Consider the following 25,086-nt stretch of genomic DNA (forward strand, 5'->3'; position numbering starts at 1 on the left):
GTTCCTGGTCGTGGCCACTTCAGGCCTTACAGTTTTTCTGGATGGATGTTGTGTCCATCATTTCATAGATCCATTCATTACCCACCTTGCGCTTCCTGAACAGATTCAAGTCGACCAGGCCGCTCAATACCGTCGCCGCCGTGTTGTAGGCGCAACCGAGATTGTCTTTTACGCCCGTGACGGTGAATTGCTGCGCAGCACCGTATTTTGCGACATTAAAAATGACGCGCTGCTTTTCCGAGAGCGTTGAGTAGAGGCCGGATTCATACAGGAATGTGTTGAACCGAGTCATTGACTCGACTGTGGCTTCGTAGGTTTTCTTGAATTCACTGATGGCGCGGGTGATGACTCGGCACTGGTAGTCAACGAAATAGGTGAGGTCCATATCGTCTGTTTCTGTGTACAGGTAGCTCTTTCCATATTGAATGGGGGCCGTTTTCAGCAAGGTGCTGATGGCGATGTAGCGGAAGGCCCCAAAGCCTCTTTTGAACAGATACCAGTAGAACAACGAGCGGGCGACGCGGCCGTTGCCATCATGGAACGGATGCTCGAAGCCGATTGCGAAATGGAGAATGATCGCCTTCACCAGCGGGTGAATATAGTTGAGGTTGTTCATGTCTGAATGGTTGGTGTTGATCCATTCGCAGATCAAGCGAAGACGCCCCTCAAGATTTTTTGCAGGTGGTGGTTGATGGACCACATCGCCCCGACCATCCTCGATGACCACGCTATCGTCATTCCTGAGGGCTCCGGGACGGTAGTGTTCATCATCGATGCCTTCGACTCCGGCCTGGTGCAGCTCGTTAATCAGCTCCAGCGACAGTTCACGATCCCGGCATTCCCAGGCCAGCTTCATCATCTTGAAATTGCCGATGATCATCTTTTCATCAGGCGTCCTGGCGCCTCGTACCCGCTTCAACAGCTCCTTGGCCGCCTTGGTCGTGGTCGCGGCGCCTTCCAGTTGGCTGCTGCTGATTGCCTCGTCTTCAATAAGGTCCTTGAGCAGGTACTGCAGGTGCTTTTCCTCGCCAATTCTAGAGCACATCCATTCCAAGGCGGCGGTAGTCGTGTGCTGATCGCAGGCGGAAATGGCGATATGCATCGCCGGTGTATAGAGAAGGGGGCAAGGAAGTGCAGGGGCGCCTAGCGATAGCAGCGGCCTTTGTTGTTTTTGGCGTTCTGCTTTGACGACAGCCCAGGCCAGTTGTGGATCCACCCCCTTGGGCCAGCGAAAACGAAGTTCGTCGAAATGCTGGTAGCGTCCCTTGATATCGATCGCCTGTGCCAGTTCCAGATACACCTCGAACATCCCCATGTGCTTCTCGATGATCGTGGTATAGGGGCTCAGGAGAGTCGGTGGTGGAGCCTTGATCGTGCTCATTTCAAAAAATCTCCAATTTGAAATGAGCATAGCGATGAGCATGGAGCATTTCAATAAGACGGAAAAATGAAATGGTGAGGTTGCTGTGTGTTCATGAACGGTGCAATGACAGTGATGGCTCTGCAGCGTGCATCTGGCTAATGCACGACCGTATCCGGTGGCAGCCGCCCCAGCCGTTCTGTCAGGCGCAGGCACTGGATCGGATCGTCGCTGAGCAGCAGGGCCCGCTCCAGGTCGTGGCGCTCGGCGCTCGGGCACTCCAGCTTCTGGTACAGGCTGGCGCGGGCCAGGTAATCGCTGGCATTGCCCTGACCCAGTTCCAGGACCCGCTCGGCATCGCGCAGGCCGGCCAGGAAGTCATCGTTGGCCAGGTGCAGTTGCCGCAGGTTGCGTGACAGGCGCTGGAGCATTTCCAGCGGCGTGGCCGTTTGCATGTGCTCGGCGCTCAGGGGCATGCCAGGGCCGTATTGCCGGCTCAGCAACTCCCGGCAATCGTTGGGATAGAGACGGCGACCGCCGCAGGGATCGAGCAGGTGGTCCGCGCCGGGCACCCGCAGCAGGAAGTGTCCGGGAAAATTCACCCCCACCAGTGGAATCTCCAGGCCGCGGGCCAGCTCCAAGGCTATCAGCGCCAGCACCAGCGGTTGCCCGCGTCGACGTTGCAGGACCTTGTCCAGCAGCGCGGCATGGGGCCGCAGGGGCGTGAACTCGTCCTGCTGGAAGCCCAGTTCGTTCATGCGTCGCAGCAGCGGTTGCGCCAACTCGCTGACCGGTAGCATCGGCAATCCCGCGCTGACCCGTTGTTGCAGATCCTTGAAGTCGCGCAGCAGGCTTTCGGGTTGCACCTTGGGGTCGTGTTCGGCAGCGATCCAGAGCGCCGCCTCGAACACCGCAGGCGGTGTACGCTCCAGGCAGGCAAAAAAGGCTTGGCGGGAATTCATTGAAATCTCCGGCAGAGATTCCGTTTTAGCGCCGTGGCGGGATTTCGTCCAGTGGCTTTGGTGGTCCTGGCAGGTTATGTCATAAAGCCTTTAACGCGCGGCGGCTTATTCTGCTGTAGTTCAGCGTTTTTTGCGGCGAAGCCTATACTCGCTGTGTACAAGAAGTGATCAGGGGGGCTATTCGATGTTTGCTCTCATGCAAAGCACTCGCCTTGAATCGCTGCACCTGAGCGTCGATCCGGTGACCGGGTTGAAGGCGGTGATTGCCATCCATAACCGTCGCCTCGGGCCAGCGCTAGGGGGCTGTCGTTACCTGGTCTACCCTGACGATGAAAGCGCGATAGTCGATGCCATCCGCCTGGCCCAGGGCATGAGCTACAAGGCGGCCCTCGCCGGGTTGCCGGTGGGCGGTGGCACGGCGGTGATCATCCGGCCCGTCCACGTCGAGAGTCGTGCGGCGCTGTTCGAGGCTTTTGGCCGCTGCATCGAGCAACTCGACGGCCGCTACATCACCGCGATCGACAGTGGTACCTCAACGACCGACATGGATTGCATCGCCCAATACACCCGGCATGTCACCAGCACCACCAGCGCGGGCGACCCGTCGCCTTACGCGGCGCTGGGGGTGTTCAGCGGCATCCGCACCACGGCCATGGCACGTCTGGGCAGCGACAATCTTGAAGGTTTGCGCGTGGCGGTCCAGGGGCTTGGCAATGTGGGGTATGCGCTGGCCGAACAGTTGCACGCGGCCGGTGCGGAACTGCTGGTCAGCGATAACGATCGGGGCAAGGTACAACTGGCGATGGAGCAATTGGGCGCCCATCCGATAGCGCCCGAGGCACTGATCAGCACCCCCTGCGATATCTTCGCCCCTTGCGGCCTGGGCAATATCCTGACCAGCCAGAGCGTGATGCAATTGCGTTGCGCGGCCGTTGCCGGCTCCGCCAATACGCAATTGACCAGCTTGAACGTCGCCGATCAACTGGAAAAACGCGGAATTCTTTACGCGCCGGATTACGTGATCAATTCCGGAGGACTGATCTATGTGGCGCTCAGGCATCAGGGCGAATCTCTGTCGGATATCACCGCGCACCTGTCACGCATCGGTGTGCGACTGACCGAAGTCTTTGCCCATGCCCAGGCAGAAAAGCGCTCACCGGCGCGGGTAGCAGACGAACTGGCGGAGCGCCTGCTGTACCGCTGAGCGCCGGCTTACTCGGCGTCTGCCGGAGCTGACAGCAGCTCGGCGAGGGCGTCCGGTTGGCTCTTGAATGCCTTGGCGAATACATCGCGGTTCTTCGCCATGTAGATGCCGGCTTCTTCCACCTGCTGCTCGCTCAGCGAGGGCACGGCTTTTTGCAGGACTTCAGCCAGCAATTCGGCGAGTTCGAGCATCTTGTCATGACGATCAGCTTCGGCTTTATCCATGAACAGGCGCTCCAGATCTCGGCTGCTGCGGTATACCACTTCGACGGCCATTTACCACCTCACATGCCTTCACGATAGGTTGTCTTTTGCGATTACTGTATTTATATACAGCTAAAAGCATAAGCGAATCCTGATGCTTTGAATAGTGGCTTTTTAATGTAGACCGGTTTCGAGTTTTGTCAGGGCCCCGGGATAATCCTGTGGGAGCCGGCTTGCTGGCGATAGCGATCTGACAGGCTATGCAGATGTTGGGGCTGGCCGCCTGCGGCAGATCGCCAGCAAGCCGGCTCCCACCAGGAGTGCGAGCGTGTCTCAAGGATCGCGGCGACCATCTCATGGCGGCCTCTGGCCTTTTTTCTGCATGGGGTTGCATGCAGTGAAACAGTCATCTTCAACCCGCATCATCCGATCGAGCCGATCTAAGGAACGTGCACCGTGAAAATCAATTGGGCCGAGAAACTGCGGCAAAACGTGCATCAGGTCGCCGAGTCCCTGGGCAATCTGTTCGTCGAGTCGTTCCATTACCTGGCGCTGTTCGCCATTGGCGGGGTCACGGCCTGGGCGGCGGTGATGGAGTTCCTGGTGATGATCGAGGAGGGGCACATCAAGATCGATGACATCCTGCTGCTGTTCATCTACCTGGAGCTGGGGGCGATGGTCGGGATCTATTTCAAGACCAACCACATGCCGGTGCGGTTCCTGATCTACGTGGCGATCACCGCGCTGACCCGGTTGCTGATCTCCAATGTGTCGCACCACAATCCACCGGATATGGGCGTGGTGTATCTGTCCGGGGCGATTCTGCTGCTGGCGTTCGCGATCCTGGTGGTGCGCTACGCTTCGTCGCAGTTCCCCTCGGTGAAGATCGAGCACTCGCAGCGCAAGGTCGGCGAGGGCTCAAGCGAGCATCCGGAAGTGGAGAAGGGCGAGCTCTGAGGACCCGCCTTCAGGATCCGTGGCAAGCCTGCTTGCCACGGTTATCCGATCAGTTGATCCACATCCCGGCCCGCAGGTGCCAGCCATCGCTATGTTGTTCCCAATGCGGGTGCACGTAGCGGTAGCCGGGACGCACCGGTTCCCAGTGACCGTGCATCGCCACGTAGCGGTGCCCATCCCAATGCCAGTAGCCGCGTGCCCAGACGAAGCCCGGGCGATAGGCCGGTTCGACTTCGATGACTTCCTGTGGCGGCGGCTGTGGCGCGACCACTTCGACGTATCGGGCAGGTGCCGGCCGTTCGACGATCACTGGCCGTTCATGCACCACCCGTTCCTGCACACAGCCCGATGCGGCGGCGACAGCGACGACCAATACGGCATAACGAAAAAACATCAGACCTCCTCGGACTCTTCCTGACATGGCATGTCGGTAGTGGAGCGGCAGGGCCGTCATAGTGCGGCCTCTGGATAGGTTGTAACAGCATGTATCTGTCCCTTGGCTGAACCCGAAGGTTCTTTGTGCAGTGCTACGCACCGTCTGTCGGGCAGTAATGGCCGGGCCGTTTCGGAGTGCTTCAGTCGGGGCTATGAGTGTCGGTCTGTCAGCATCCATACAGGCAGCCGAGTAGAAACTGCGCTTGTTGTGGACAGCTTTTTCACCTCAGCCAGGAAGCCTCCCGCATGTCGTTTGTTCGCGCTGTTGCTCGACCGCTGTCTTGTTGGGTATTGATCGCAGGGTTGTTGCCGGTTACGGCCATGGCGGCCCCGGTACCCCTGAGTCAGGCCGATGCGGCCTGGTTGCGGCGCGATGGTTTCGACCTGGATGCAGCGAATGTCGCGCGTTTGCGGGCCATGGGGCGTTCCGGGCTTCTGCAGGCGCAATTGAGCGAGCGTCTCCATGATTCGCTGCCGCCCAGCATCGAGGCCCAGTTGCAGGCCTATCCGACCCTGGCCGCACCGTTGCAGGCGACTTTGCTGGCGTTCAGGCAGGCCCAGGAGCAGGTCAAGTCAATGCCCGATGGCGATCCTCAGGTCGCCGCGAAGCAGGCCTTGCAGCGGCAGGCCAACGACGCCGCCGACCAGGCCCGGCAGATCGTCCTGCTGCGTGCGGTCTATGGCAGCAATCAGCTCAAGGAACAACTGGTGTGGTTCTGGCTCAATCACTTCAGTGTGTTCTCCGGCAAGGGCTCGGTACGCCTGATGGCGACGGACTATGAGGAGCGGGTGATCCGCCCCCATGCCCTGGGCAAGTTCAAGGACCTGGTGTTGGCAACGTTGAAAAGTCCGGCGATGCTCGAGTTCCTGGACAATGCGCAGAACGCCAAGGGCAAGGTCAACGAGAACTACGCCCGTGAGCTGATGGAACTGCATACGCTGGGAGTGGGATCCGGTTATACCCAGCAGGATGTCCAGCAACTGGCCCTGATCCTCACCGGGGCCGGCATCGTGCCGCTGGACGGTCGGGTGCAGAAGTTCGCTCCCCGCGTGGCGCCACTGGTGGTGCGCGACGGCCTGTTCCAGTTCAATCCCAACCGCCATGACTTCAGCGACAAGGTGCTGTTGGGGCAAGTGATCCCCGGCAGCGGTTTCGACGAGATCACCCGCGCGGTGGAGTTGATCACCCGACAGAAAGCCTGCGCCCGGTTCATCTCGCGCAAACTGGCCGAGTATTTCGTCGCCGATCAGCCGCCGCCGGCCTTGGTGGAACGGATGAGCGCGACTTTTCAGCGCACCGATGGCGACATTGCCCAGGTCATGGGCACATTGTTCGAGTCTCCGGAGTTGCTGCAGAGCGCTGGCCAGAAGTTCAAGGACCCCATGCAGTTCGTGGTTTCGTCGGTGCGCCTGGCCTACGATGGCAAACCGATCGCCAATCCGCGTCCGCTGCTCAATTGGCTGAACCAGTTGGGCGAGCCGTTGTTCGGTCGCCTGACGCCCGATGGTTGGCCACTGGACGCCGCCGGCTGGGCCAGTTCGGGGCAGATGTCCAAGCGTTTTGAAATCGCCCGGGCCATCGGCGTGGGCAGTAACCAGCTGTTCACACCGGAAGGCAGCCAGACCGTCGGCCCCGGTTTCCCGCTGATCACCACGCCGCTTTACTACGACGCCATTGGTCCGCATCTGTCGGCGGCTACCACTGCGGCGCTGAATCAGGCTCGGTCGCCGCAGGAATGGAACACTTTTCTGTTGTCTTCACCCGACTTCAACCATCGCTAGGGTGTCCTGATGAATCGTCGAGATTTTCTGCAGGCTTGTGCGGCAACCGCGGTGACCCTGCCGGGCTTGTCGTTTTCCACACGATTGTTCGCCGCACCGGCGTCGGCTCCGCGTTTTCTGATGGTATTCCTGCGCGGCGGCTACGATTGCAACAACCTGCTGGTGCCGTATGGCAGTGACTTCTACTACGAGTCGCGCCCGAACCTGGCGATTGCCCGTCCGGATTCACGCAATGCCGACAGCGCCATTGCCCTGGACGGTCACTGGGGGCTGAACCCGTTGCTGCGCGACTCTCTTTATCCGCTGTGGCAGCGCAAGCAGATCGCCTTCGTGCCGTTCGCCGGGACCGACGACCTGTCCCGCAGTCATTTCGAAACCCAGGACAATATCGAGGCCGGTCAGCCCCGCGCACAGGCTGGTCATTACGGCTCGGGTTTTCTCGCCCGTCTGGCGGGCGCCGTTCCCGGCAGTGCCCCGATTGCCTTTACCGACGCCTTGCCGCCGAGTTTCCAGGGCGCTCGGGATATCCCCAACCTGTCGCTGCGCGGCGTCTCCAAGCCGGTGTTCGATGAACGCCAGTCGACGATTCTCGCCTCGATGTACCAGGGCACACCGCTGGCGGCGCCGGTCGCCGACGGCCTGGAATTGCGCCAGCAGGTGTCCAGGGATCTGCAGGACGAAATGCAGAAAGCCGGACGTGGCGCGCCGACGGCCAGGAGCTTCGCGGAGGAAACCCGGCGCATCGCCACCTTGCTGCGCGATCAGTACCGCCTGGGCTTTGTCGACGTGGGGGGCTGGGACACCCACGTCAATCAGGGCGGTGCCCATGGGCCACTGTCGAACAACCTGGCCAATCTCGGCCAGGGCCTGGCGGCGTTTGCCGAGGCGATGGGCGACCAGTGGAAAAACACCACGGTGGTGGTGGTTTCTGAGTTTGGCCGGACCTTTCGCGAGAACGGCAATCGGGGCACCGATCACGGACATGGCACGGTGTATTGGGTGCTGGGTGGCAGCGTGCGCGGCGGACGGATCGTCGGCGAGCAGGTGGTGGTAAACGCGTCCAGCCTGCTGCAGAACCGCGATTACCCGGTGCTCAATAATTATCGTGACCTGCTGGGCGGCCTGCTGGGGCGGACCTGGGGATTATCAACCGCGCAATTGCAGGTCGTTTTCCCCGGTGCGCGCCCCAATGGGTTGCAGTTGGTCTAGTAGCCCGTGTGGCGACTAGATCGCCAGATAACCGAGTGCCGGCCGGATGCCTGGAGAGGGGCGGGCGAGCAGTTTCAGGCTGTCGTCGTCGGTCATGGCGGTGAGGATATCCAGGGCACTGTGGCCCTGCTCGATGGCAATGCCGAACTGCACGCTCTGGATCAAGCGCTTCAGGCGCTGGGGGTCATTTCGTTGTGCGGGGCTGATCATCCGTTTGGCCACGACACCGCCGGCATTGGAGAGGGTCAGCAGAATGCTGCCATCCAGGCCTTGCAGGCTCAGGTTGACCCGGTACTCGGGCTGGAAGGCGTCGTTGATCAACTGAAAGGGATTGTCCATGGTTTTCACCGCTCTGATCGAAACATGAAGACATTGACTGCGTGAGATCCGGATTGGTTCGTTATTCCGGACCGTCGGCAGCCCGGCGGCACTGGCCTCATGCCCGTAACCGCCGAACTCTGGAATGGCAAAGCAAGCCCTGTGCCGGTTTATGGCGCAGCGCTCAAAAGAGAGAGGAAGGTTGATCCAGGCAGGGGGTTCAGCGGAGTTTGTATCAGGAAATTACAGCGTATAGCCCTGACCCAATTCCCGACCATACCAGTGCTTTTATGGCTTGTCCGGCTTTTTTGTCGAAAAAAATTTATCTTTTCAAAAGGCTTGAATTGTTTTTCCAGCTGCCCAACTCTGTAGACAAGAGGCGACGTTTCGCACTGCCTCCAGCGGTGCGGTGAGTCTCTTGCGAGCTAGCTGAAATAAGGGAAGAACTATGCAAATCCAAGTCAATAGTGATAACCATATTCAAAGCAGCAACCGACTGGAGGAGTGGGTACGTACTACCATTGAGAGCACGCTCGAACGCTACGAAGAAGACCTGACCCGTGTCGAGGTCCACCTGAGAGATGAGAACGGCGAAAAGCCCGGTCCTCACGACATTCGTTGCCAGATCGAAGCCCGGCCAAAAGGCCATCAACCGATTTCGGTCACCCACAAAGCCGATACGCTGGAACAGGCGATCGATGGGGCGTCGACCAAACTTGAACATGCCCTGGAACATCTGTTTGGCAAGCTGCAGGCCAAACGTGCAGAGGTCGTCAGAGGCGAGCGCCGCGACCTGGGGGATGCTCTCCTGGAAGAGGAGTTCGAAGAAAAAGAGCGTGTACGCCTGGCCGCCAATGGCTGATCGTCCACGCTGAAGGAAAAACGGGCCTGCATTGCAGGCCCGTTTTTTTGCACGGTCATCCAGGTTCAGAACGCGACGGGGATCAGACCGTAAGCGGCCCACCCACGTACTTGCCCTGATTGGGCAGCCCACTCGTCGGGGAGATTCGTCGGCACTTTTTGCGTATGAGAATATTTATCATTAATATCGCGTGATTATTCTCATCGGCGGGTAGGGCGATTTCCTGTTATCGCCGTTCGCCTCTTTCCTTCCCCAAGGTTGGTCCATGAAAAGCAGCGCTGACGGGCTGTCCGTCTCCTATCGTCTGGTTGACCGGCGTGTATGGCTGCCGGTTTTGCAGTCCTGCCGTTCGCGTCTGGCGCTGGCGTGGGCGACGTTGAGCCGGTTATCCATGTCGGTGGCTGCGGTGGTGCTGTCTTGAGCCTGATGCTGACACCGCCCGAATCGCCGCAAACCCATGAGTCGGACAGCGGTACCGGGCGCGCGCATTTCCTGCGGGTGTTCCTCTCCCAACGGTCACAGATGGAGGCGCTGGTCAGCCGCCGCGTCGGTTGCCGGGCCACGGCTGCCGATCTGGTACAGGAGCTGTTCCTGCGCTTCTGGCGGCGCCCCCTTGTGCAGGTGGAGGAATTGAGCACCTATCTGTTGCGTTGCGCCGGCAACATCGCCATCGATCACTTGCGCAGCGAGGGCGCCCGTGTGCGAGTCAATGAGGGGTGGTTGCCCGAGCAGCACAACGAGAGCCTCGAACCCGATGCAGCGCTGGCGGCCGGCAATGACCTGCGGCATGTCGAGGCGGCACTGCGGGCGCTGCCGGAGCGCACGCGGCAGATTTTCCTGCTTAACCGGATTCATGGGCGCAAGTACGCCGAAATCGCCAAAGCCATGGACCTGTCCCAAAGCGCCGTGGAAAAACATATGATGCGCGCCCTCGAAGCCTGCAAGGCCAGCCTTCGTGACCCCCAGACACCGCGTACGCCAGGGAATGCACCGAAATGAACAGCTCCAGCGTCCAGGTGACGCCCGCTCAGGAACAGGCCGCACTGGCCTGGTTGAGCCGGTTGCACGACCAGCCGAGCCGTGTCGACCAGGCACGGTTCAGCCGTTGGCTGCAGGCCGATCCGGCCCATGCCCAAGCGTATTCCCAGGCCCAGGTACTCTGGGAACTGAGCGAGGAACCGGCGAGTCGGCTGGCGCAGGAAGACGCCTTGGCTTTGCAAGGATTGCTCCGGGCGATGGAGCGTCCGCGCCGGAGTGCGTTGCGCCGGTATTGCGCGCCGTTGGCGATGGCTGCCTGCCTGTTGTTGATGGTTGCGGTCGGTGGCGGTTGGCAGCCGCAGCGCTGGTTCGATGATCTGGGCGCGGACTATGTGTCGGCTCCAGGACAGGTGCGCACGGTGACGTTGGCCGATCGTTCCGAGGTGACGCTGGATACCGATAGCGCCATCGCCGTGGATTTCAGCGGTGGCGAGCGCCATGTGCGGCTGCGCCGTGGCTCAGCGTTCTTCATGGTCAGCCACACCGGCGAGCCGTTCGTGGTGGATGCCAGGGGCGGCGAGGCGCGGGTGCTCGGTACCCAGTTCGAAGTCCGTCTGCAGGACGAGGGCGCGCGGGTCACCGTGCTGTCCGGGCGGGTCGGGGTCACGCCAGGCAAGGGCGCGGCGCAGCAGGTGCTGACCGCCAACCAGCAGCAGGCTTATGCCGATGGCACGGCGCAGCCGATGCACACGGTGGACAGCGACCTGCAACTGGCCTGGCGCCAGGGCTGGCTGAATTATTCGAAAGCCTCGCTGGTCGAGGTGGTCGATGACCTGCGGCGTTACTATCCAGGGCGCATCCTGCTATTCAACGATGCTCTGGCGGCGCGGCGGGTCAGCGGCAGTTTCCCGAACAAGGACCCGCAAGCGGTGCTGGATTCGTTGCGCGGGGTGTTGGGCTTCGAGCAGCATAATCTGCTAGGGCGAGTGATCGTCCTGCGTTGACTAAGACACGCCTGAAAATATTTTCAAAAAAGAAGTGAGGTAAACCCGAACGCCATCCGTGTAGTGGGTGAAAGTGCGATGCATTCGCATTAATGGTTTATCTACACACGGGTCTCCAGCATGAAGTCCAGGGCAAAATCGGTGGCAGGCAATTCGGTCAAACAGTGGCTCGGCGCATCTGCGCTGGCGGTTTCGGGGCTGGCCCTGTTGCCGCTGAGCGTCGCCCAGGCGGCCGAGTCGAGCACGCAGCAGAGCGCGCTCTTCAACTTTTCCATCGCCGCCAAGCCGCTGCCCCAAGCCTTGAACGATTTCAGCCGGGTCACCGGCCTGAGCGTGATTTACACCGATGAGGCGCCCTATGGTCTGCAGGCCCCGGCGGTCAGCGGTCAACTGAGTGCCGAGCAGGCCATGCAGCGCCTGCTCGGCAATTCCGGTTTCACCTTCCGCCGTACCGACGCACACACCCTGGCCCTTGAACCGCTGCCGACCGATGGCGCGCTGAATCTCGGCGCGACCACGATCAGCGGCAGCCGCGAGGTCGAAAGCACCAGCTACCAGCCGCCGCAGGTCACTTCGATTGCCCGCTCCAGCGCCTCGCTGCAGGAGATTCCGCAGACCATCAACGTGGTCCCGGCCCAGGTCATCCGCGACCAGACACCCCGCAACCTGGATGACGCGCTGAAGAACATCAGCGGCATCACCCAGGCCAACACCCTGGGCAGCACTCAGGATGCGGTGATGATTCGCGGTTTTGGCGACAACCGTAACGGTTCGATCATGCGCGACAGCATGCCGGTGGTGCAGGGCCGTGCCTTGAACGCCACCACCGAGCGGGTCGAGGTGCTCAAGGGCCCGGCCTCGTTGCTGTACGGTATCCAGGACCCGGGCGGGGTGGTCAACCTGGTCAGCAAGAAGCCCCAACTGGAACAGTACAACGCGGTGACGATTCGCGGTTCCAGCTACGGTTCCGGCAAGAACGGCAGCGGTGGCAGCCTCGACAGTACCGGGGCGATCGGCGACAGCAACCTGGCCTACCGGATGATCGTCGATCACGAAGACGAGGATTACTGGCGCGACTTCGGTACCCATCGCGAAACCCTGATCGCGCCGTCGCTGGCCTGGTTCGGCGACAACACCAAGCTGCTGTTCGCCTATGAGCACCGCGAATTCCTCACCCCGTTCGATCGGGGTACCGCGATCGATCCGAAGACCAACCACCCGCTGGACATCCCCGCCGGCCGCCGCCTGGACGAGCCGTTCAACAACATGGAAGGCCGCTCCGACCTCTACCACTTCGAGGCCGACCACGATCTGAACGAGAACTGGAAAGCCCACTTCGGTTACAGCTGGAACCGCGAAACCTATGACGCCAGCCAGGTGCGTACCGTATCGGTCAACGCCAACGGCACCCTGACTCGCAGCATGGACGGCACCCAAGGGGCGCTGACCACCGACCGCTTCACCACTGCCAGCCTCGAAGGCAAGGTCCAGCTCGCCGGTATGCAGCATGACCTGGTGTTCGGCCTGGATGACGAGTACCGCAAGGTCTACCGTGCCGACCTGATCCGCCAGAGCCAGCGCAGTGTCTTCAATTACCTCGATCCGGTGTATGGCCGTGAAGTGGCCGGCTCCACCGTCAGCGCCAAGGACAGCGCCCAGACCGACCTGCTGCGCAGTGATGCGGCTTTCCTGCAGGACTCGATCCACCTCGATGACCAGTGGATTCTGGTGGCCGGCGGGCGTTTCGAAACCTTCGACGAATATGCCGGCAAGGGCCGTCCATTCCAGGTCAACACCAACACCAACGGGCAGAAGTTCTCGCCGCGTTATGGTCTGGTCTACCGCTACACGGATGAACTGTCGTTCTATGGCAGCTATACCGAGTCCTTCAAGCCCAACTCGACCATCGCCCCGCTGGCCACCACCGGCAGCCAACGCCTGATCCTCGATGGCTCGATCGAACCGGAAGAGTCCAAATCCTGGGAACTGGGCGCCAAGCTCGATATGCCGGGGCGTGTGACTGCCAGCGCGGCGTTGTTCGATATCCACAAGCGCAACGTGCTGGTGACCGTCGCCGAGGGCCTGACCAATGTCTACAGCGTCGCCGGTGAAGTGCGTTCCCGTGGCCTGGAAATGGACGTCAGCGGTCAGTTGAGCGATCGCTGGAGTGTGATCGGCAGCTATGCCTACACCGATGCGCAGGTGACCAAGGACGCCAACTATCAGGGCAACGAGTTGCAGAACGTGGCGAAGAACAGCGGCTCGCTGTCGGCGGTGTACGACTTCGGCAGCCTCTTCGGTGGCGACCAGTTGCGCGTCGGTGCCGGTGCCCGTTATGTCGGCGAGCGTGCCGGCGATGCGGCCAACACCTTCGATCTGCCGGGCTACACCGTGGCCGATGCCTTCGCCACCTACGACACCAAGGTCGAAGGGCAGAAGGTCAAGTTCCAGCTCAACGTGAAGAACCTGTTCGACAAGACCTACTACACCTCTTCGGTCAGCCGGGTGTTCGTCTCCATGGGTGATGCGCGGCAGGTCTCGCTGTCCAGCACCCTGGAGTTCTGAGGATGCGTCCAGCCCGCGTGTTCCTGGCCCTGGGCATGACCCTGGGCCTGTCTGCCGCAGCCTTGGCCGAGCCGGCGGACGACTTGCTGTATCACCGCGAGCAGCAGGTCCGCCTGCCGGGTAGCGGTGACAGCTGGGGCTTTGCCGCGCTCGATCCGGCGCGGCCCTATCTGTACCTGGCGCGGCGCGAGAACGGCCTGAGCGTGTTCGACATCAAGCGCCAGCGCCTGGTCAAGACCGTGCCAGGCTCTGCCGGGGCCAACGGCGTGGTGTTCGTGCCCGGCCTGGACCGGCTGTTCGTGCTCAATACGGACGGTAGCCTCGCCGTGGTCGACCGCACAAGCCTCAAGGTGCTCAAGCGAATTGCCGTGGCCCGAAGCAACCTCAACAGCGCGGTGTACGAACCCACGACCGGCCAGGTGATCATCGTCAGCGGGCGGCGTGCCGACCGTTCCAGTCTGTTCGTTTTCGATCCCCGGCAGGAGCGGATCAGCGCCGCCCATGAACTGGACGTGAAGAAGATCGACCCGCTGCTGGTCAAGGGCGATGGCAGTTTCTTCCTGCCCATGCGCGATGAGGGCAAGGTCGCCCGGCTGTCGGCGAGCAGTTTCGAAGTCCTCGACAGCTGGCAGTTCGACGGCTGTGCCAAGCCCAGTACCCTGGCCCAGGATAGCGAGCGGCGGCGCCTGTTCGTCGCTTGCCGGGGCGACCAGCCACGGCTGATCGTCGCCGACCTCGATAGCGGCGTGGTCAAGGCCAGCCTGCCGATCACCCGCGACGTCAATGCCCTGGCCTACGACAGCGTCGGCCGACGACTGCTGGTTCCCAGCGGAGTGGATGCCAACCTCACCCTGGTGCGCCAGGAGGATGCCGATCATTACGCGGTGCTGGGCAGTGTCGGCACCTTGCCGATGGCCTACAACATGGCCTTCGACCCGCAGAGCCGCAAGGTCTACCTGCCGGCGATGGACTTCACCTTGCCCGCGAGTGCCAAGGGAGAACCCAAGGCCGATCCGATCTTTCATGCCGGGACCTTCTCGGTGACCACCCTGGCGCCTTAACGGCAGCTGTCTGAGCGCTTCATGTCCCGGGAAAGCCGGCTATCCTGCATGGATTCCCGGGGCACTGTTACCGCATAATTCCCCTCGTTGGCTCGATAAGTACCTTTTTTCTGCGTGCCTCGTTGAGTGATGGGCCGCGCCTTGATGCGCGGCTCTTCTGTATGTGTGTCAGTTGAAGTTGGGGCATTGGATGAATTGGCTACAAGGTTTCACCGGCAGGGGCGTCGTGGTCGTTTTCTGCGCGTTGCTCGGCGCCTGTTCCAGCAAGACACCGCGAGCACCCGAGCCGGTGCGCACGGTTATCCTGCAGGCGGCGCAATTACCACTGCCGCTGCCCCGTTCGAATTTTTGCGCCGGTCTCGACAGCACCCTGCGCAGTCCGGTGATGCAGGGCGCGGTGACCTCGCTGGTGGTGCGTGAAGCCGGCAGCGGCAAGCTGGTCTGCGAATACAACGCGCAAAGTCGGCTGGTGCCGGCCTCCAGCCTGAAACTGGTGACCACGGCGGCAGCGATGGACGTGCTGGGTGCCGACTTCCGTTTTTCCACCACTGTGTTGACCACGGGTGTGCAGCAGGGTGGCCTGTTGGTGGGGGATCTGTACCTGCGTGGCAGCGGTGACCCGAGCATGCGCCAGGAAGACTACCAGGCCCTGGCTGCAGACCTGGCCCGCAAGGGCATCACCCGTGTGCGTGGTCGGCTGATCCTCGACGACACCGCGTTCGATCGCCAGCGGCTCGGGCTCGATTGGGACCCGGCGGATGAGCAGCAGTATTTCGCCGCGCAGATTTCCGCGCTGAGCGTGTCGCCGAATGCCGACTTCGATGCCGGCTCGATCCTGGTCAATGTGCGGGCCGCTGGCGTGCGTCAGCCGCCCCGCATCAGCTTCACGCCAGAGAATCGCTACATGAGTCTGGCCAACGGCGCCACCACCGGGCGCGGTGGTCCGCTGGTGGTCAGCCGTGCCTCCGGTGGCAACCTGCTGCGGATCAACGGCGCACTGCCCAAGGGCGCCGAGCGGGTGATCCAGCTCAGTGTCTGGGAGCCGACCGGACTGGTGGCCGATATATTCCGTACGGCGCTGCTCCAGCGCGGCATCGTGGTCGAAGGGGGGAGTGTGCTGGGTCTGGCCACGCCGCCGCAGGCCCGGCCATTGGTGGAACATCAGTCGCCGGTACTGGCGGACCTGATGGCGCCGTTGCTCAAACTGTCGAACAACAACATGGCTGAAGTTCTGCTCAAAGCCATGGGGCGCAAGACCGCCAATGCGGGCACGGCAGTGGCGGGAGCGGCGGCGGTGAGTGGCTTCCTGCAGCGCCAGGGTGTATCGCCGGCCGGTCTGCAGCAGTTCGACGGTTCCGGACTGTCGCGGCGTAACCAGATTTCGGCACGGGCCCTCAGCGATCTGCTGCTGGCGGTGCGCACCCGGCCGTGGTTCAACGCCTGGTATGCCGCGTTGCCGGTGGCTGGCAATTCCGAGCGGATGGTGGGCGGCACGATGCGCAAACGCCTGCGCGGGACGGCGGCGGCCAACAATGTACACGCCAAGACCGGCAGCATGCGGGGCGTGTCTTCATTGGCCGGTTATGTCACCAGTGCCACCGGGCAGCCGCTGGTGTTCGCGATGCTGACCAACAACTACCGGGTGGGTGGCTGGGCGATCAAGGACATCGAGAATCAGGTGGTAACGGCGTTGGCCAACAAGACCGATTGAGCCTGATCTCCTGTGGCGAGCGAGCTTGCCGCGCTCGGTGGCGAAGCTGCTGTAGACCGTCTGCTGCGCGCTTGCTGATGGGCGCGGTGGCAGGTCCTGGGGCTGCTGTGCAGCCCAGCGGAGGCAAGCCCCTCGTCAGAGTAATTGGGCATGTCGCAACGCCGCACCGCGGCGAACAGGGCGCTATAGAAAGGCCTGCCGGTATTGGCCCGGTGTGGCGCCCAGTGCCTGGCGGAAGCGATTGCTGAAATGGCTGGCACTGGCGAAACCGCACGCCAGGGCGATCTCCCCCAATGGTTCGGCGCTGGCGCGCAACAGCGTCCGCGCTCGCTCCAGGCGTCGTGCCAGGACATACTGGTGCGGCGGCAGGCCGAAGCTGTGGCGGAACATCCGTGCGAAGTGATATTCGGACAGTGCACATAACCCCGCCAGCTCACCCAGGCTCAATGGCTGCTCCAGCCGCTGCTCGATGTAGTCCACCAGTAGCCGTCGCTGATGTGCCGCCAGCCCGCCCTTCAATCTCAGCCCCTGACGCAGGCCGACCTGGTTGAGCAGGGCATGGTTGCGCAGTTCATGAGCCAGGCTGCTGCCGAGCAGGCGCTCCGCCGGTTCGTCCCAGTTCAGTTCGATCAGTTGGCGAAAGCGCCGGGCCTGCTGCGGATCGTCGAGAAAGGTGTGTTCCTGCAGTTGCAGTTCGCGTGGTTCGCGGTCCAGCAGGGTCACGCAGCCGAGGGCGAACTGCTCCGGGCTGAAGTACAGGTGCGCCAGGCGGATGCTACCGTTGATCACCCAGCCGGACTGGTGTTCGGCGGGCAGGATGCACAGCTTGCCCGGGCCACCCTTGTTGTCGGGCCTGCCACGGCGAAAGGTGCCGGTGCCGCCAGCGAGGTAGCAGGACAGGGTGTGATGGCCGGGTGCTTGGTAGTCCTGGGCGTCGTGATGGTTGCTCCACACGGCGGCCGACAGCCCATCCCCCAGGTCGGCGCTGTGTTCCAGGCGCGAATGGGGCGAGCGGCTGAGGGCTTGAAAGACTTGCAGGGAATCCAGTTCGGACATGGTCTGTTCTCCAACGTCTCGCATGCTACTCCCTCGCGGGCCGGCTGCCAGCCCTGTTGCGATAAAAGCGCAAGATTATGCAAGCGCCGGGTTTCGCCGGGATTGCACACTGGGCTCGACCTTCTGGAGCCCGCCGCATGAACCTCTTTCTCTACCTGCTCACCGTACTGATCTGGGGCACCACCTGGATCGCCCTGAAACTGCAATTGGGCGTGGTGGCGATCCCGGTGTCGATCGTCTACCGCTTCGGCCTGGCGGCGCTGGTGCTGTTCGTGATGCTGTTGCTCAGCCGTCGCCTGCAACCGATGAACCGGCGTGGCCACCTGATCTGCCTGGCCCAGGGGCTGTGCCTGTTCTGCCTGAACTTCATGTGTTTCCTCACTGCCAGCCAGTGGGTGCCCAGCGGCCTGGTGGCGGTGGTGTTTTCCACCGCGACCTTGTGGAATGCGCTGAACGCGCGACTGTTCTTCAAGCAGCGGATCGCTCGCAACGTGCTGATGGGCGGCGCCCTGGGGCTGTTGGGCCTGGGGCTGCTGTTCTGGCCTGAACTGACGGGACATACCGCCGGGCCGAATACCCTGCTGGGCCTGGGTCTGGCGCTACTGGGTACCCTGTGTTTCTCCGCCGGCAACCTGCTCTCCAGCCTGCAACAGAAGGCCGGTCTCAAACCGCTGAGCACCAACGCCTGGGGCATGTTCTACGGGGCGTCGATGCTGGCGCTGTATTGTCTGCTCAGCGGCATACCGTTCACCCTGGAGTGGAACACCCGCTATCTCGGTTCACTGCTGTACCTGGTGATTCCGGGTTCGGTGATCGGCTTTACCGCCTACCTGACCCTGGTGGGGCGTATGGGACCGGAGCGTGCTGCCTATTGCACAGTGCTGTTCCCACTGGTGGCGCTGAACGTCTCGGCCTATGCCGAGGGGTATCAATGGAGCGCGTCAGCACTGCTGGGGATGGTCGCGGTCATGGCGGGCAATGTGTTGGTGTTCCGCAAACCCGGTACGCACCTGCGGCCGGCTGCGGCGAGGACGGCCTGAGCCGGCAGGCGATACCCGGCTAATGCCCCGGGTTCGTCCGGGCCTCCTAGGCTGGCGCTTTCAACGCTTGCCAGGGAGGCCGCATGAGCCCGCCAGAATCACACCCCAAAACCATCGCGTCGCCCCCACCGGCTGCCGATGGGGATATCGATCCGCAACTGGGCGCCTTCGTCGCGCGTCAGCACACGGAGCTGCATTCGCGCGACAGTTGGGCCCAACAGCAGGTCCTCGATCATCTCACCGAGTCGTTCCAGGCGTCGATGAGCCCGCTCAACGAGATGGAACAGCGGACCTGGGTCGGCCTGTTCAGCTCATTGAGTACCACTCGCAGTGAGATGGATAGCGAGAGCCGACAGGTGATCGAGGCTTTCCAGCAGGCCGGTATGCTCAAGCTGCGCCGGCGCATCAGGCTGCTCGCCAACCTCGACCTGGACCCCGGCACCACCTACCTGCATACCGCCTATGCCATCGGCTCGCGGACCGGGCGTGCTCTGGATACCAGCCGCGGGACTGCCGTGGATGTGGCGACCCTGTCGTTGTGGGAGGCGGCCTGCCTGAACTTTGCCTTCTTCGACTTCTCCGAGGTGAAGCGGCGCTGGATCAGCCGTTCCCGGGGCGTGGCGGATATCGACGAGCCGGGGCTGGTCGACGCGGACGATTTTATCGGCATCGTGCGTGAGCTCAACCTGGGCGCCGACCTGCGCACTCGGGTCGAGCAGGCGCTGGCGCCCGATGCACCGCTGAGCCGTCGGATCAGCGCACACATGGACGACCTGTTTCGTTTCAACCTCTATGACGCCCCGCGCAATACCAACAATAGCGGTATGACCCGGGCACTGTTCGACTCGCTGCGTGATGCACGGGTGCGCGCAGCGCCCTGGCTGAAGGTCGAGCACCTATCGCTCAAACTTCCTGACTCGTTGCTGGGTAATATCGCCCGTGTCGAGTTCGCTATCGAGGACGCGGCCCTGCAGTTGTTTACCTGGAAACCCTCGGAGCGCGGACGCATTCATCTTCCCGCGCTGCTCATGCGGGTCTCCGGTGTTGCCGGCGTATACAGTTACTGCGCCGAGCGCCCTGGAGGGGCGTTGCGCCATCACGTGTCGCAGGCGGCCTTCGAGCATGAGTTCAAGGCTCTGCTCAAGGTCGACAACTCGCGCAAGGCACTGGGCTGGCTGATCGCGTCGCTGTCTTTCGAGCAGCAGGGCAGGCTCTGGCAACTGCTTGATCCGGAACACCGACCGGAAGGCCTGAACTGGGCGGCGGGAAAACTCTACGATGCCTTTCACTGGGTGTTTCCGGTTCAGACCCTGGATGACCTGGAGTTTGCCTACCAGCACACCGGGCAGGACCCGCAAGCCTCGCTGAGCGCCTTCTACCGCTGGCGTTTTCGCGTCAATGTCGAGGCGATCGCGGTACCCAAGGGGCAGCAGGACTGGCGTGCGGTCAAGGAGGGGATCGTCACCGTCATGCACCAATTGCTGGACTTGCTGCTGACCCCGGTGCCCGGCGGCCTGGGCAGTATCGGTCGGGTGGTCATGGCGGCGCTGGGTGTGAACCTGGCGCTGGAGCTGTACGAAGGGCTCGAGCAAGCCGGTCGAGGGCATCCGGAGGGGCTGCTCCAGGCCATGCTGGAGGTCGGTAACATGCTGCTGATGGGCGGTTTGCATGGCTATGCCGGGCGCCTGGCGTCCCGGCGCATCGGCAACGAGTTCGCGCGCCTGGCCAAATACCGCCTGGTTCAATCGGCGGGCGTGGGCGCCCATCTGTGGAAACCGAGCCTGCTGCCGTATGCACGCAAACGCCTGGAACTGGCAACGGTATTCGATGATCGCGGGCTGGGCGCCCAGGGCGGCAAGCTGTACGGTCTGGCCAGGGAGCAGGGGCAGGACCTGACGCTCGAACTCGAATACGACAAGAGCCTGGAGCAGTATCGCGCAGTTCATCCCGACCCTGCGCAGTTCCAGCCGCCGATGGCCTACGATCCCGGGGCGCGGCTCTGGGCGCTGTCGCTGGACGACAGCCACAGACTCTCGGACGTCCGTTTGCTGGAGCGCATGGTCACCCTCAGAGGGGGCAGGCCCGCGCAGTTGCGACGGGTCCTGGAAATCAGTGGCATAACCCGCGCGCATCTGGATGAAATCTGGTCTGGTGGGCTACCGCCAGCGTCGCTGGTCGAGGCGCTGGAGCGCTTCAAGGTCGAACTCGGGCTTGCCGAAGTCGCGGCCACCCAGAAGGAAGATCGCCTGCTATCACCCGATACCCAGCGTGTGCTGTTCTGTCTGGTGCCCCATCTGGGGCACTGGCCCGAGGACCTCTGCCTACGGGTACACGATGCCGATGGTGAACTGCACCAGGTCTATGGTCGGCGCCAGCAACTGGGCCTGTTCAAGCGTTCGGTGAGTATCCGGCAACTGGCGTGGGGTGGCTTTGTCGAGCAGACCGAGACGCTCTCGGATACGTCGACCACCCAGGCCCATGAGGCCGGTGTACTTGACCTGATCCTTGGCCTGTTACCCGGCGATTCGCAGCCTTCGGCACGTGACCCGGCGGTCCGTCGCGCCTGGCTCAAGGCGGCTCGCCAGCAGTTGGGGGCGCTGGCCATGACGCATTCGACAGAGGTGTTCGAGGCGCTCGGGATTCATTCAGGCCGGCTGAAGCTCGATGCCGCTACCAACGCCTCGGGCTCAGAGGTGCTGAGCTACCTGCCCGTGTTCGTCAGGGGCATTCCGAAGGCCGTGGTGACACTGCGCTCGCTCTATCCGCACCTGTCGTTGTCCCGACTGGCGCATTTCCTGCGGGACAATCCGCTGTCGTCGAGTCAGGCCAGGGAACTGCTGGAGTATCGACGGGTGCCCTATCGCCTGCGTTATGCCCTGGACCGCGAGCAGCAGTTCAGCGCCCTGGGATGCGTGCTCGATGGCACCTATCAGGTCCGCAGGTTCCACGAACCGACCGATGCCTGGGTGCAATGCATCGCCAGTGATTTTCTCCGCGAGCGCTTGGGCAAGCCGCTGATCTGGGTCGAAGGCGAGGAAGCCGCGTTGCCCATATCGGGGCAATTGTTGTTGCGCCGATACGGCCAAGGCATCTACAGCACCCTGGAGGTTCGAAGGCAGCCGAGTGTCGACCTGGCATCGCCGGCGCAGAGTTTCTACCGGGCGCTGGCCGCGTCCCTGTCGGATCAGGAACAGGGCGTGCTGGGCATGTCTTCGGCGACCGACCTGCAGCCGCTGCGCAATGGCATCGCCGCTTATATGCTGGCCTTGCGTCAGGCCGATGGCAGTCTGCGTCTGGGGCTGGAGCGGTACGAGCGGCAGGTCCTGCCCGAAACCCTTGCGGCGCCGGACTCGCGCGGTCTTTATTCGCTGGATGGGCGTTGGCTGATACGTCTGGAACAGCGCTTTCATGAGGTCGAATGGGATGGTCGATTCGATGAATGGCGAGGTCGTCATCCGACGGTCATGGGCGCCTATGGGCCTCTGCTGGAACACAATGGCCACGGTGGCTGGTGGCATGAATTCGAGCAGCCGTGGAACTGGGACGCTGTCCGGGCGCTGCGGCGCCTGGCCGCAAGCGAGCAAGGATTGTCCGATGGGTTGGCTCGCCAGGTCCTGGCGATCAGTGGTGTGGACGACCGCCTGCCCGCCCGGCTGTTGTTCGAAAACCAGCCATTGGCACTGCTGCCGAGTGAGGTAATGCGCCACTTCAGTCAGTCCCAGGGGGCGATTTCCGCTGAGCCGCCCGCCGAACTGCTGCCCCTGGTGACGTTTGTCCGGCAGCAGTTTCCGTTACTGAGCAGCGAGCTGGCGCAGGACCTGCTCGAAGGCGCGGACTCGTCTGAACTTAGGCAGATTCGCGACTTCAAGCGTCTATCCCTGACGTTGTCGCAGGAAGCACGGTATCTGAGTGAGGAAATGCAGGTGTGCCGTTTGTACGAAAGCCTGTGCCTGCCGGCGGCCAGAAGCGACCTTAACGATAGCTTGCTGTTGCAGCTGTTGGACCGCTTGCCCGGTTGGGAGCAAAGCCTGCGAATCGAATTGCGCCGTGATACCAGTTCCGGCCCGTTGATCGCCAGTGTCGGCGTCGATACGGCCAGCGTTCATCGGGTACTGGTCAAGAGTGATGAGGGCTATGAGCCGTTCGTCCTGGAAAATAGTGGGGCGCGCAGCCTGGCCGGCATCCAGACGGATCCCTTCGTCGCCATGCTGCTGGCCTTGCCGCAACTGCGGCAAACCACCCTGGGGATCAGCCATGTGGGGGAAACGGTCGAGCAGGACCTCAAGCGAGTGATGTTCCAGAGCGTGGCGGGTGAGCGCAATCGTCTGCGGCGCTTGCTCGGGCAGCCTGCGGTGATGCCCTGGACCCGCCTGCCGCAGCGCCTGACGCGGCGTGCCAGTGGGGCACTGGGTTATCCACTGAGTGGGCGGGCCAGCACGCAGGACTATCCACCGGGGTTGTTCCGGAAGCTGAAAAGGCTCTATCGCGGTTGTACCGATGCACAACTGTTCAGCATCCTGGCGGGCCTGGGCAGTACCACCGAAGCGCGCACCCTGGCGGTGACAGGTTTGCAGGAGGAGTATCGTCAGCTCAAGCGCGACCTCGCTGTCTGGGTGGATGCACCGCATGTGCATGAAATCGAAATGTTCCATGTCGATAGCCGCATGACCCGGCGCCGGGAAGTCGCCAGGCGGATCCGGCGTTGCTGGCGCCGCCAGAGCGTTGTGCAGGGACCGAGCACCTTGTCGCATGTGTTGGTCCTCGACGGTCTGGAGGTGCAGGACCTGCCCGAGCTGCAGGCGGATTTCAGCCATGTCTCCCTGCTGTCGATGAACAGCATGGAGCTGGGTAATGCCCGCTACCTGAGTGTATTCCTGCGCGGGTTCACCCACCTGGTCACCTTGGCGCTGGAGCGTAACGGCCTGAGGAGCCTGCCCAATGGCATCGCTCAGATGCAGACGTTGCAGGTGCTTTCGCTGGAGAACAATCGCTTGCGATTGATCCAGGGCACGGCCAGGGAGTTGGCAGGACTGGAGGGGCTGTTGGAGCTCAACCTCAATGGTAATCCCGTGGGGGTATTGCCTGACTTTTCTCCGTTGCAACGCTTGCAGAGACTGCGGCTCAGCCATACCGGGATCACCGAATGGCCGGTGGGGGTGCTCGAACTCACGGACCTGGTCTGGCTGGAGTTGCGGGGGAATACGCTCAGCGATCTGCCGGTGCAACTGTTCATGGGGCACGACCGGCTTTGTCAGGGTATCGATCTGTCGGGTAATCCACTGTCTTCGCAGGCCCTGAGCTCGATCCTCAACTACCGCCGTGGACATGAGCAGCTTCAGATAGACTTCGGCCTGGATAACCTGCCGCTTTCGTCTGTGCTCGGGCTCGATCGCTGGGCGGTGGGCAAGGAAAAGACCCCGCACAGGATCGCCCTCTGGCAGCAGGTCAGGGATCAGCCGAATGCAGATGTGTTCTTCCTGCTGTTCGAACGCATGAGTTCCCCGCTGACCTTTTTCAATACCCACTATCGTGGGGCACGCACGGACTTGACCGCACGAGTCTGGCGCCTGCTCGAGGCCGCAGCGGAAAACCCCGGCCTGTGTGAGAGATTGTTCAGTCTGGAGGCGCAATTGCGCTACACCGGCTCGACCAGCTACCAGATCTTCAGTCGGCTGGAGTTGCTCGTGGGTTGTCATGAAGCGTTGAAACTGGCGGACCAGGCGGACGTGGAGTCACGGCTGTTGACCCTCTTGCGAGGGCAGTTTCGCCTGGAGGCGATGCGTCTGGCGGTTGGCATCCTGCACCCGGAGCAGACGAGCTTCTGGTATCGGGCCTACTATGATGCCCTGGCGCAGCAATTGGGCTTGCCTGATCATTTCAATGGCTTGTTCGCCATCAGCCAGGCCAGTATCGACCGGCAACAGATCGGTGATATGAGGGCGCGGGTCCTGAAGCAGGAACTGGTCGTGCAATCACCGCAATCGCCCGCCATCGATCCGTCCCGGGTATTGCTCGCGCAGGTGATCGAGCCCTTGCCTGAGGAAATCCCGCCGGAGCCGCCCAAGGTCTTACCCGAGCAATTACCGCAGGAGCCCGCAGCGGTCCCTACCGAGGACGATGTTTCGCCGCTGATCAGGTTCCTGGTGGCCAACGAGCTCTGGAGCAACTTTCTGATCCGCGCCCATGAAGCCGATTTTCAACGGGTCTTCGGCAAGCTGCTGGCGTTCGACAGCCATCCTGGCGACAGCGAGTACCGCCTGCTCTGGCGTACCCGCATGAACCAGTTCCAGTACAACGCCAGGCGTACGGCCTGGCTGCGTTACTGGACCATCAGGGCGTTGCTCAAGGAGGGAAATCCGCCCTTGGGCAACGCCTGAGG

At 62.3% G+C, this 25,086-nt stretch carries 19 protein-coding genes; 13 read left to right on the forward strand and 6 right to left on the reverse strand.

All coding sequences use genetic code 11. The features are described 5' to 3' along the window. Nucleotides 1-19: 19 nt before the first annotated feature. Both BLU37_RS12355 and BLU37_RS12360 read right to left on the reverse strand, forming a co-directional pair. Complete coding sequence (locus BLU37_RS12355) at nucleotides 20-1,381, reverse strand: Fic family protein (RefSeq protein WP_408003662.1); 1,362 nt, start codon at nucleotides 1,379-1,381, stop codon at nucleotides 20-22. A 137-nt stretch (nucleotides 1,382-1,518) separates the two neighbouring features. Then, nucleotides 1,519-2,322, reverse strand: a complete 804-nt coding sequence (locus BLU37_RS12360) for a SirB1 family protein (protein WP_090205192.1) — start codon at nucleotides 2,320-2,322, stop codon at nucleotides 1,519-1,521. Nucleotides 2,323-2,506: 184 nt separating this feature from the next. On the opposite strand from BLU37_RS12360, the gene BLU37_RS12365 reads away from it, so the two are divergent. After that, the gene (locus BLU37_RS12365) at nucleotides 2,507-3,526 is read left to right on the forward strand and encodes a Glu/Leu/Phe/Val dehydrogenase family protein (protein WP_090205195.1); all 1,020 of its coding nucleotides are present in this window, start codon (nucleotides 2,507-2,509) and stop codon (nucleotides 3,524-3,526) included. An 8-nt stretch (nucleotides 3,527-3,534) separates the two neighbouring features. Here the strand turns inward: BLU37_RS12365 and BLU37_RS12370 are convergent, their stop codons facing one another. Continuing rightward, entirely contained in the window at nucleotides 3,535-3,801 is a 267-nt protein-coding gene (locus BLU37_RS12370; protein WP_010445169.1) for a YebG family protein, read from the reverse strand. A 384-nt stretch (nucleotides 3,802-4,185) separates the two neighbouring features. Between BLU37_RS12370 and BLU37_RS12375 the strand changes: the two genes are divergently transcribed. After that, nucleotides 4,186-4,686, forward strand: a complete 501-nt coding sequence (locus BLU37_RS12375; RefSeq protein ID WP_010445167.1) for a phosphate-starvation-inducible protein PsiE — start codon at nucleotides 4,186-4,188, stop codon at nucleotides 4,684-4,686. Nucleotides 4,687-4,735: 49 nt separating this feature from the next. Here BLU37_RS12375 and BLU37_RS12380 read toward each other — a convergent pair whose 3' ends face one another. Continuing rightward, nucleotides 4,736-5,080, reverse strand: a complete 345-nt coding sequence (locus tag BLU37_RS12380) for a YXWGXW repeat-containing protein (protein ID WP_010445166.1) — start codon at nucleotides 5,078-5,080, stop codon at nucleotides 4,736-4,738. A gap of 287 nt (nucleotides 5,081-5,367) precedes the next feature. Here BLU37_RS12380 and BLU37_RS12385 point away from each other — a divergent pair, with 287 nt between their 5' ends. After that, a complete protein-coding gene (locus tag BLU37_RS12385) occupies nucleotides 5,368-6,903 on the forward strand; it encodes a DUF1800 domain-containing protein (protein WP_090205198.1) in 1,536 nt (511 codons plus the stop codon). 9 nt (nucleotides 6,904-6,912) lie between these two features. Next, nucleotides 6,913-8,112, forward strand: coding sequence for a DUF1501 domain-containing protein (locus BLU37_RS12390; RefSeq protein ID WP_090205201.1), 1,200 nt, complete (start codon nucleotides 6,913-6,915; stop codon nucleotides 8,110-8,112). 15 nt (nucleotides 8,113-8,127) lie between these two features. Here the strand turns inward: BLU37_RS12390 and BLU37_RS12395 are convergent, their stop codons facing one another. After that, nucleotides 8,128-8,451: a DUF3509 domain-containing protein gene (locus tag BLU37_RS12395; protein ID WP_010445161.1), complete on the reverse strand. Its 324-nt coding sequence runs from the start codon at nucleotides 8,449-8,451 to the stop codon at nucleotides 8,128-8,130. Nucleotides 8,452-8,878: 427 nt separating this feature from the next. On the opposite strand from BLU37_RS12395, the gene BLU37_RS12400 reads away from it, so the two are divergent. From BLU37_RS12400 to dacB, 7 genes are all read left to right on the forward strand, one after another. Then, complete coding sequence (locus BLU37_RS12400) at nucleotides 8,879-9,292, forward strand: HPF/RaiA family ribosome-associated protein (RefSeq protein ID WP_029532827.1); 414 nt, start codon at nucleotides 8,879-8,881, stop codon at nucleotides 9,290-9,292. 265 nt (nucleotides 9,293-9,557) lie between these two features. Then, on the forward strand, nucleotides 9,558-9,713 hold the full coding sequence (locus BLU37_RS29005) for a hypothetical protein (RefSeq protein WP_155250507.1): 156 nt from the start codon (nucleotides 9,558-9,560) through the stop codon (nucleotides 9,711-9,713). 2 nt (nucleotides 9,714-9,715) lie between these two features. Further along, nucleotides 9,716-10,291, forward strand: coding sequence for an RNA polymerase sigma factor (locus BLU37_RS12405; protein WP_026007335.1), 576 nt, complete (start codon nucleotides 9,716-9,718; stop codon nucleotides 10,289-10,291). Then, nucleotides 10,288-11,274: a FecR family protein gene (locus tag BLU37_RS12410; protein WP_090205208.1), complete on the forward strand. Its 987-nt coding sequence runs from the start codon at nucleotides 10,288-10,290 to the stop codon at nucleotides 11,272-11,274. Before BLU37_RS12405 ends, BLU37_RS12410 begins: the two co-directional genes overlap by 4 nt. Nucleotides 11,275-11,394: 120 nt before the next feature. Continuing rightward, nucleotides 11,395-13,839 carry a TonB-dependent siderophore receptor gene (locus BLU37_RS12415; protein WP_090205210.1) on the forward strand — a complete coding sequence of 815 codons (2,445 nt, stop codon included), beginning with the start codon at nucleotides 11,395-11,397 and terminating at the stop codon, nucleotides 13,837-13,839. A gap of 2 nt (nucleotides 13,840-13,841) precedes the next feature. Continuing rightward, nucleotides 13,842-14,900, forward strand: coding sequence for a YncE family protein (locus tag BLU37_RS12420; protein WP_090205212.1), 1,059 nt, complete (start codon nucleotides 13,842-13,844; stop codon nucleotides 14,898-14,900). 190 nt (nucleotides 14,901-15,090) lie between these two features. After that, complete coding sequence (gene dacB / locus BLU37_RS12425) at nucleotides 15,091-16,611, forward strand: D-alanyl-D-alanine carboxypeptidase/D-alanyl-D-alanine endopeptidase (RefSeq protein WP_090205215.1); 1,521 nt, start codon at nucleotides 15,091-15,093, stop codon at nucleotides 16,609-16,611. Between the two features lie 183 nt (nucleotides 16,612-16,794). Here dacB and BLU37_RS12430 read toward each other — a convergent pair whose 3' ends face one another. Further along, the gene (locus tag BLU37_RS12430; RefSeq protein ID WP_090205218.1) at nucleotides 16,795-17,667 is read right to left on the reverse strand and encodes a helix-turn-helix domain-containing protein; all 873 of its coding nucleotides are present in this window, start codon (nucleotides 17,665-17,667) and stop codon (nucleotides 16,795-16,797) included. 137 nt (nucleotides 17,668-17,804) lie between these two features. Here BLU37_RS12430 and BLU37_RS12435 point away from each other — a divergent pair, with 137 nt between their 5' ends. Both BLU37_RS12435 and BLU37_RS12440 read left to right on the forward strand, forming a co-directional pair. Continuing rightward, complete coding sequence (locus tag BLU37_RS12435) at nucleotides 17,805-18,707, forward strand: DMT family transporter (RefSeq protein WP_090205221.1); 903 nt, start codon at nucleotides 17,805-17,807, stop codon at nucleotides 18,705-18,707. Between the two features lie 83 nt (nucleotides 18,708-18,790). Further along, nucleotides 18,791-25,084 (forward strand): NEL-type E3 ubiquitin ligase domain-containing protein, encoded by a 6,294-nt coding sequence (locus BLU37_RS12440; protein ID WP_090205224.1) that lies wholly within the window; start codon nucleotides 18,791-18,793, stop codon nucleotides 25,082-25,084. Nucleotides 25,085-25,086 lie beyond the last annotated feature (2 nt).

Source organism: Pseudomonas asplenii, assembly GCF_900105475.1.
Classification (GTDB): Bacteria; Pseudomonadota; Gammaproteobacteria; order Pseudomonadales; family Pseudomonadaceae; genus Aquipseudomonas; species Aquipseudomonas asplenii.

What these genes read in the sequence shown, in the direction of transcription:
- BLU37_RS12355 (WP_408003662.1), bottom strand. Translation starts at nt 1,381, where the DNA reads ATGAGCACGATCAAGGCTCCACCACCGACTCTCCTGAGCCCCTATACC.
- BLU37_RS12360 (WP_090205192.1), bottom strand. Translation starts at nt 2,322, where the DNA reads ATGAATTCCCGCCAAGCCTTTTTTGCCTGCCTGGAGCGTACACCGCCT.
- BLU37_RS12365 (WP_090205195.1), top strand. Translation starts at nt 2,507, where the DNA reads ATGTTTGCTCTCATGCAAAGCACTCGCCTTGAATCGCTGCACCTGAGC.
- BLU37_RS12370 (WP_010445169.1), bottom strand. Translation starts at nt 3,801, where the DNA reads ATGGCCGTCGAAGTGGTATACCGCAGCAGCCGAGATCTGGAGCGCCTG.
- BLU37_RS12380 (WP_010445166.1), bottom strand. Translation starts at nt 5,080, where the DNA reads ATGTTTTTTCGTTATGCCGTATTGGTCGTCGCTGTCGCCGCCGCATCG.
- BLU37_RS12385 (WP_090205198.1), top strand. Translation starts at nt 5,368, where the DNA reads ATGTCGTTTGTTCGCGCTGTTGCTCGACCGCTGTCTTGTTGGGTATTG.
- BLU37_RS12390 (WP_090205201.1), top strand. Translation starts at nt 6,913, where the DNA reads ATGAATCGTCGAGATTTTCTGCAGGCTTGTGCGGCAACCGCGGTGACC.
- BLU37_RS12395 (WP_010445161.1), bottom strand. Translation starts at nt 8,451, where the DNA reads ATGGACAATCCCTTTCAGTTGATCAACGACGCCTTCCAGCCCGAGTAC.
- BLU37_RS12400 (WP_029532827.1), top strand. Translation starts at nt 8,879, where the DNA reads ATGCAAATCCAAGTCAATAGTGATAACCATATTCAAAGCAGCAACCGA.
- BLU37_RS29005 (WP_155250507.1), top strand. Translation starts at nt 9,558, where the DNA reads ATGAAAAGCAGCGCTGACGGGCTGTCCGTCTCCTATCGTCTGGTTGAC.
- BLU37_RS12410 (WP_090205208.1), top strand. Translation starts at nt 10,288, where the DNA reads ATGAACAGCTCCAGCGTCCAGGTGACGCCCGCTCAGGAACAGGCCGCA.
- BLU37_RS12415 (WP_090205210.1), top strand. Translation starts at nt 11,395, where the DNA reads ATGAAGTCCAGGGCAAAATCGGTGGCAGGCAATTCGGTCAAACAGTGG.
- BLU37_RS12420 (WP_090205212.1), top strand. Translation starts at nt 13,842, where the DNA reads ATGCGTCCAGCCCGCGTGTTCCTGGCCCTGGGCATGACCCTGGGCCTG.
- dacB (WP_090205215.1), top strand. Translation starts at nt 15,091, where the DNA reads ATGAATTGGCTACAAGGTTTCACCGGCAGGGGCGTCGTGGTCGTTTTC.
- BLU37_RS12430 (WP_090205218.1), bottom strand. Translation starts at nt 17,667, where the DNA reads ATGTCCGAACTGGATTCCCTGCAAGTCTTTCAAGCCCTCAGCCGCTCG.
- BLU37_RS12435 (WP_090205221.1), top strand. Translation starts at nt 17,805, where the DNA reads ATGAACCTCTTTCTCTACCTGCTCACCGTACTGATCTGGGGCACCACC.
- BLU37_RS12440 (WP_090205224.1), top strand. Translation starts at nt 18,791, where the DNA reads ATGAGCCCGCCAGAATCACACCCCAAAACCATCGCGTCGCCCCCACCG.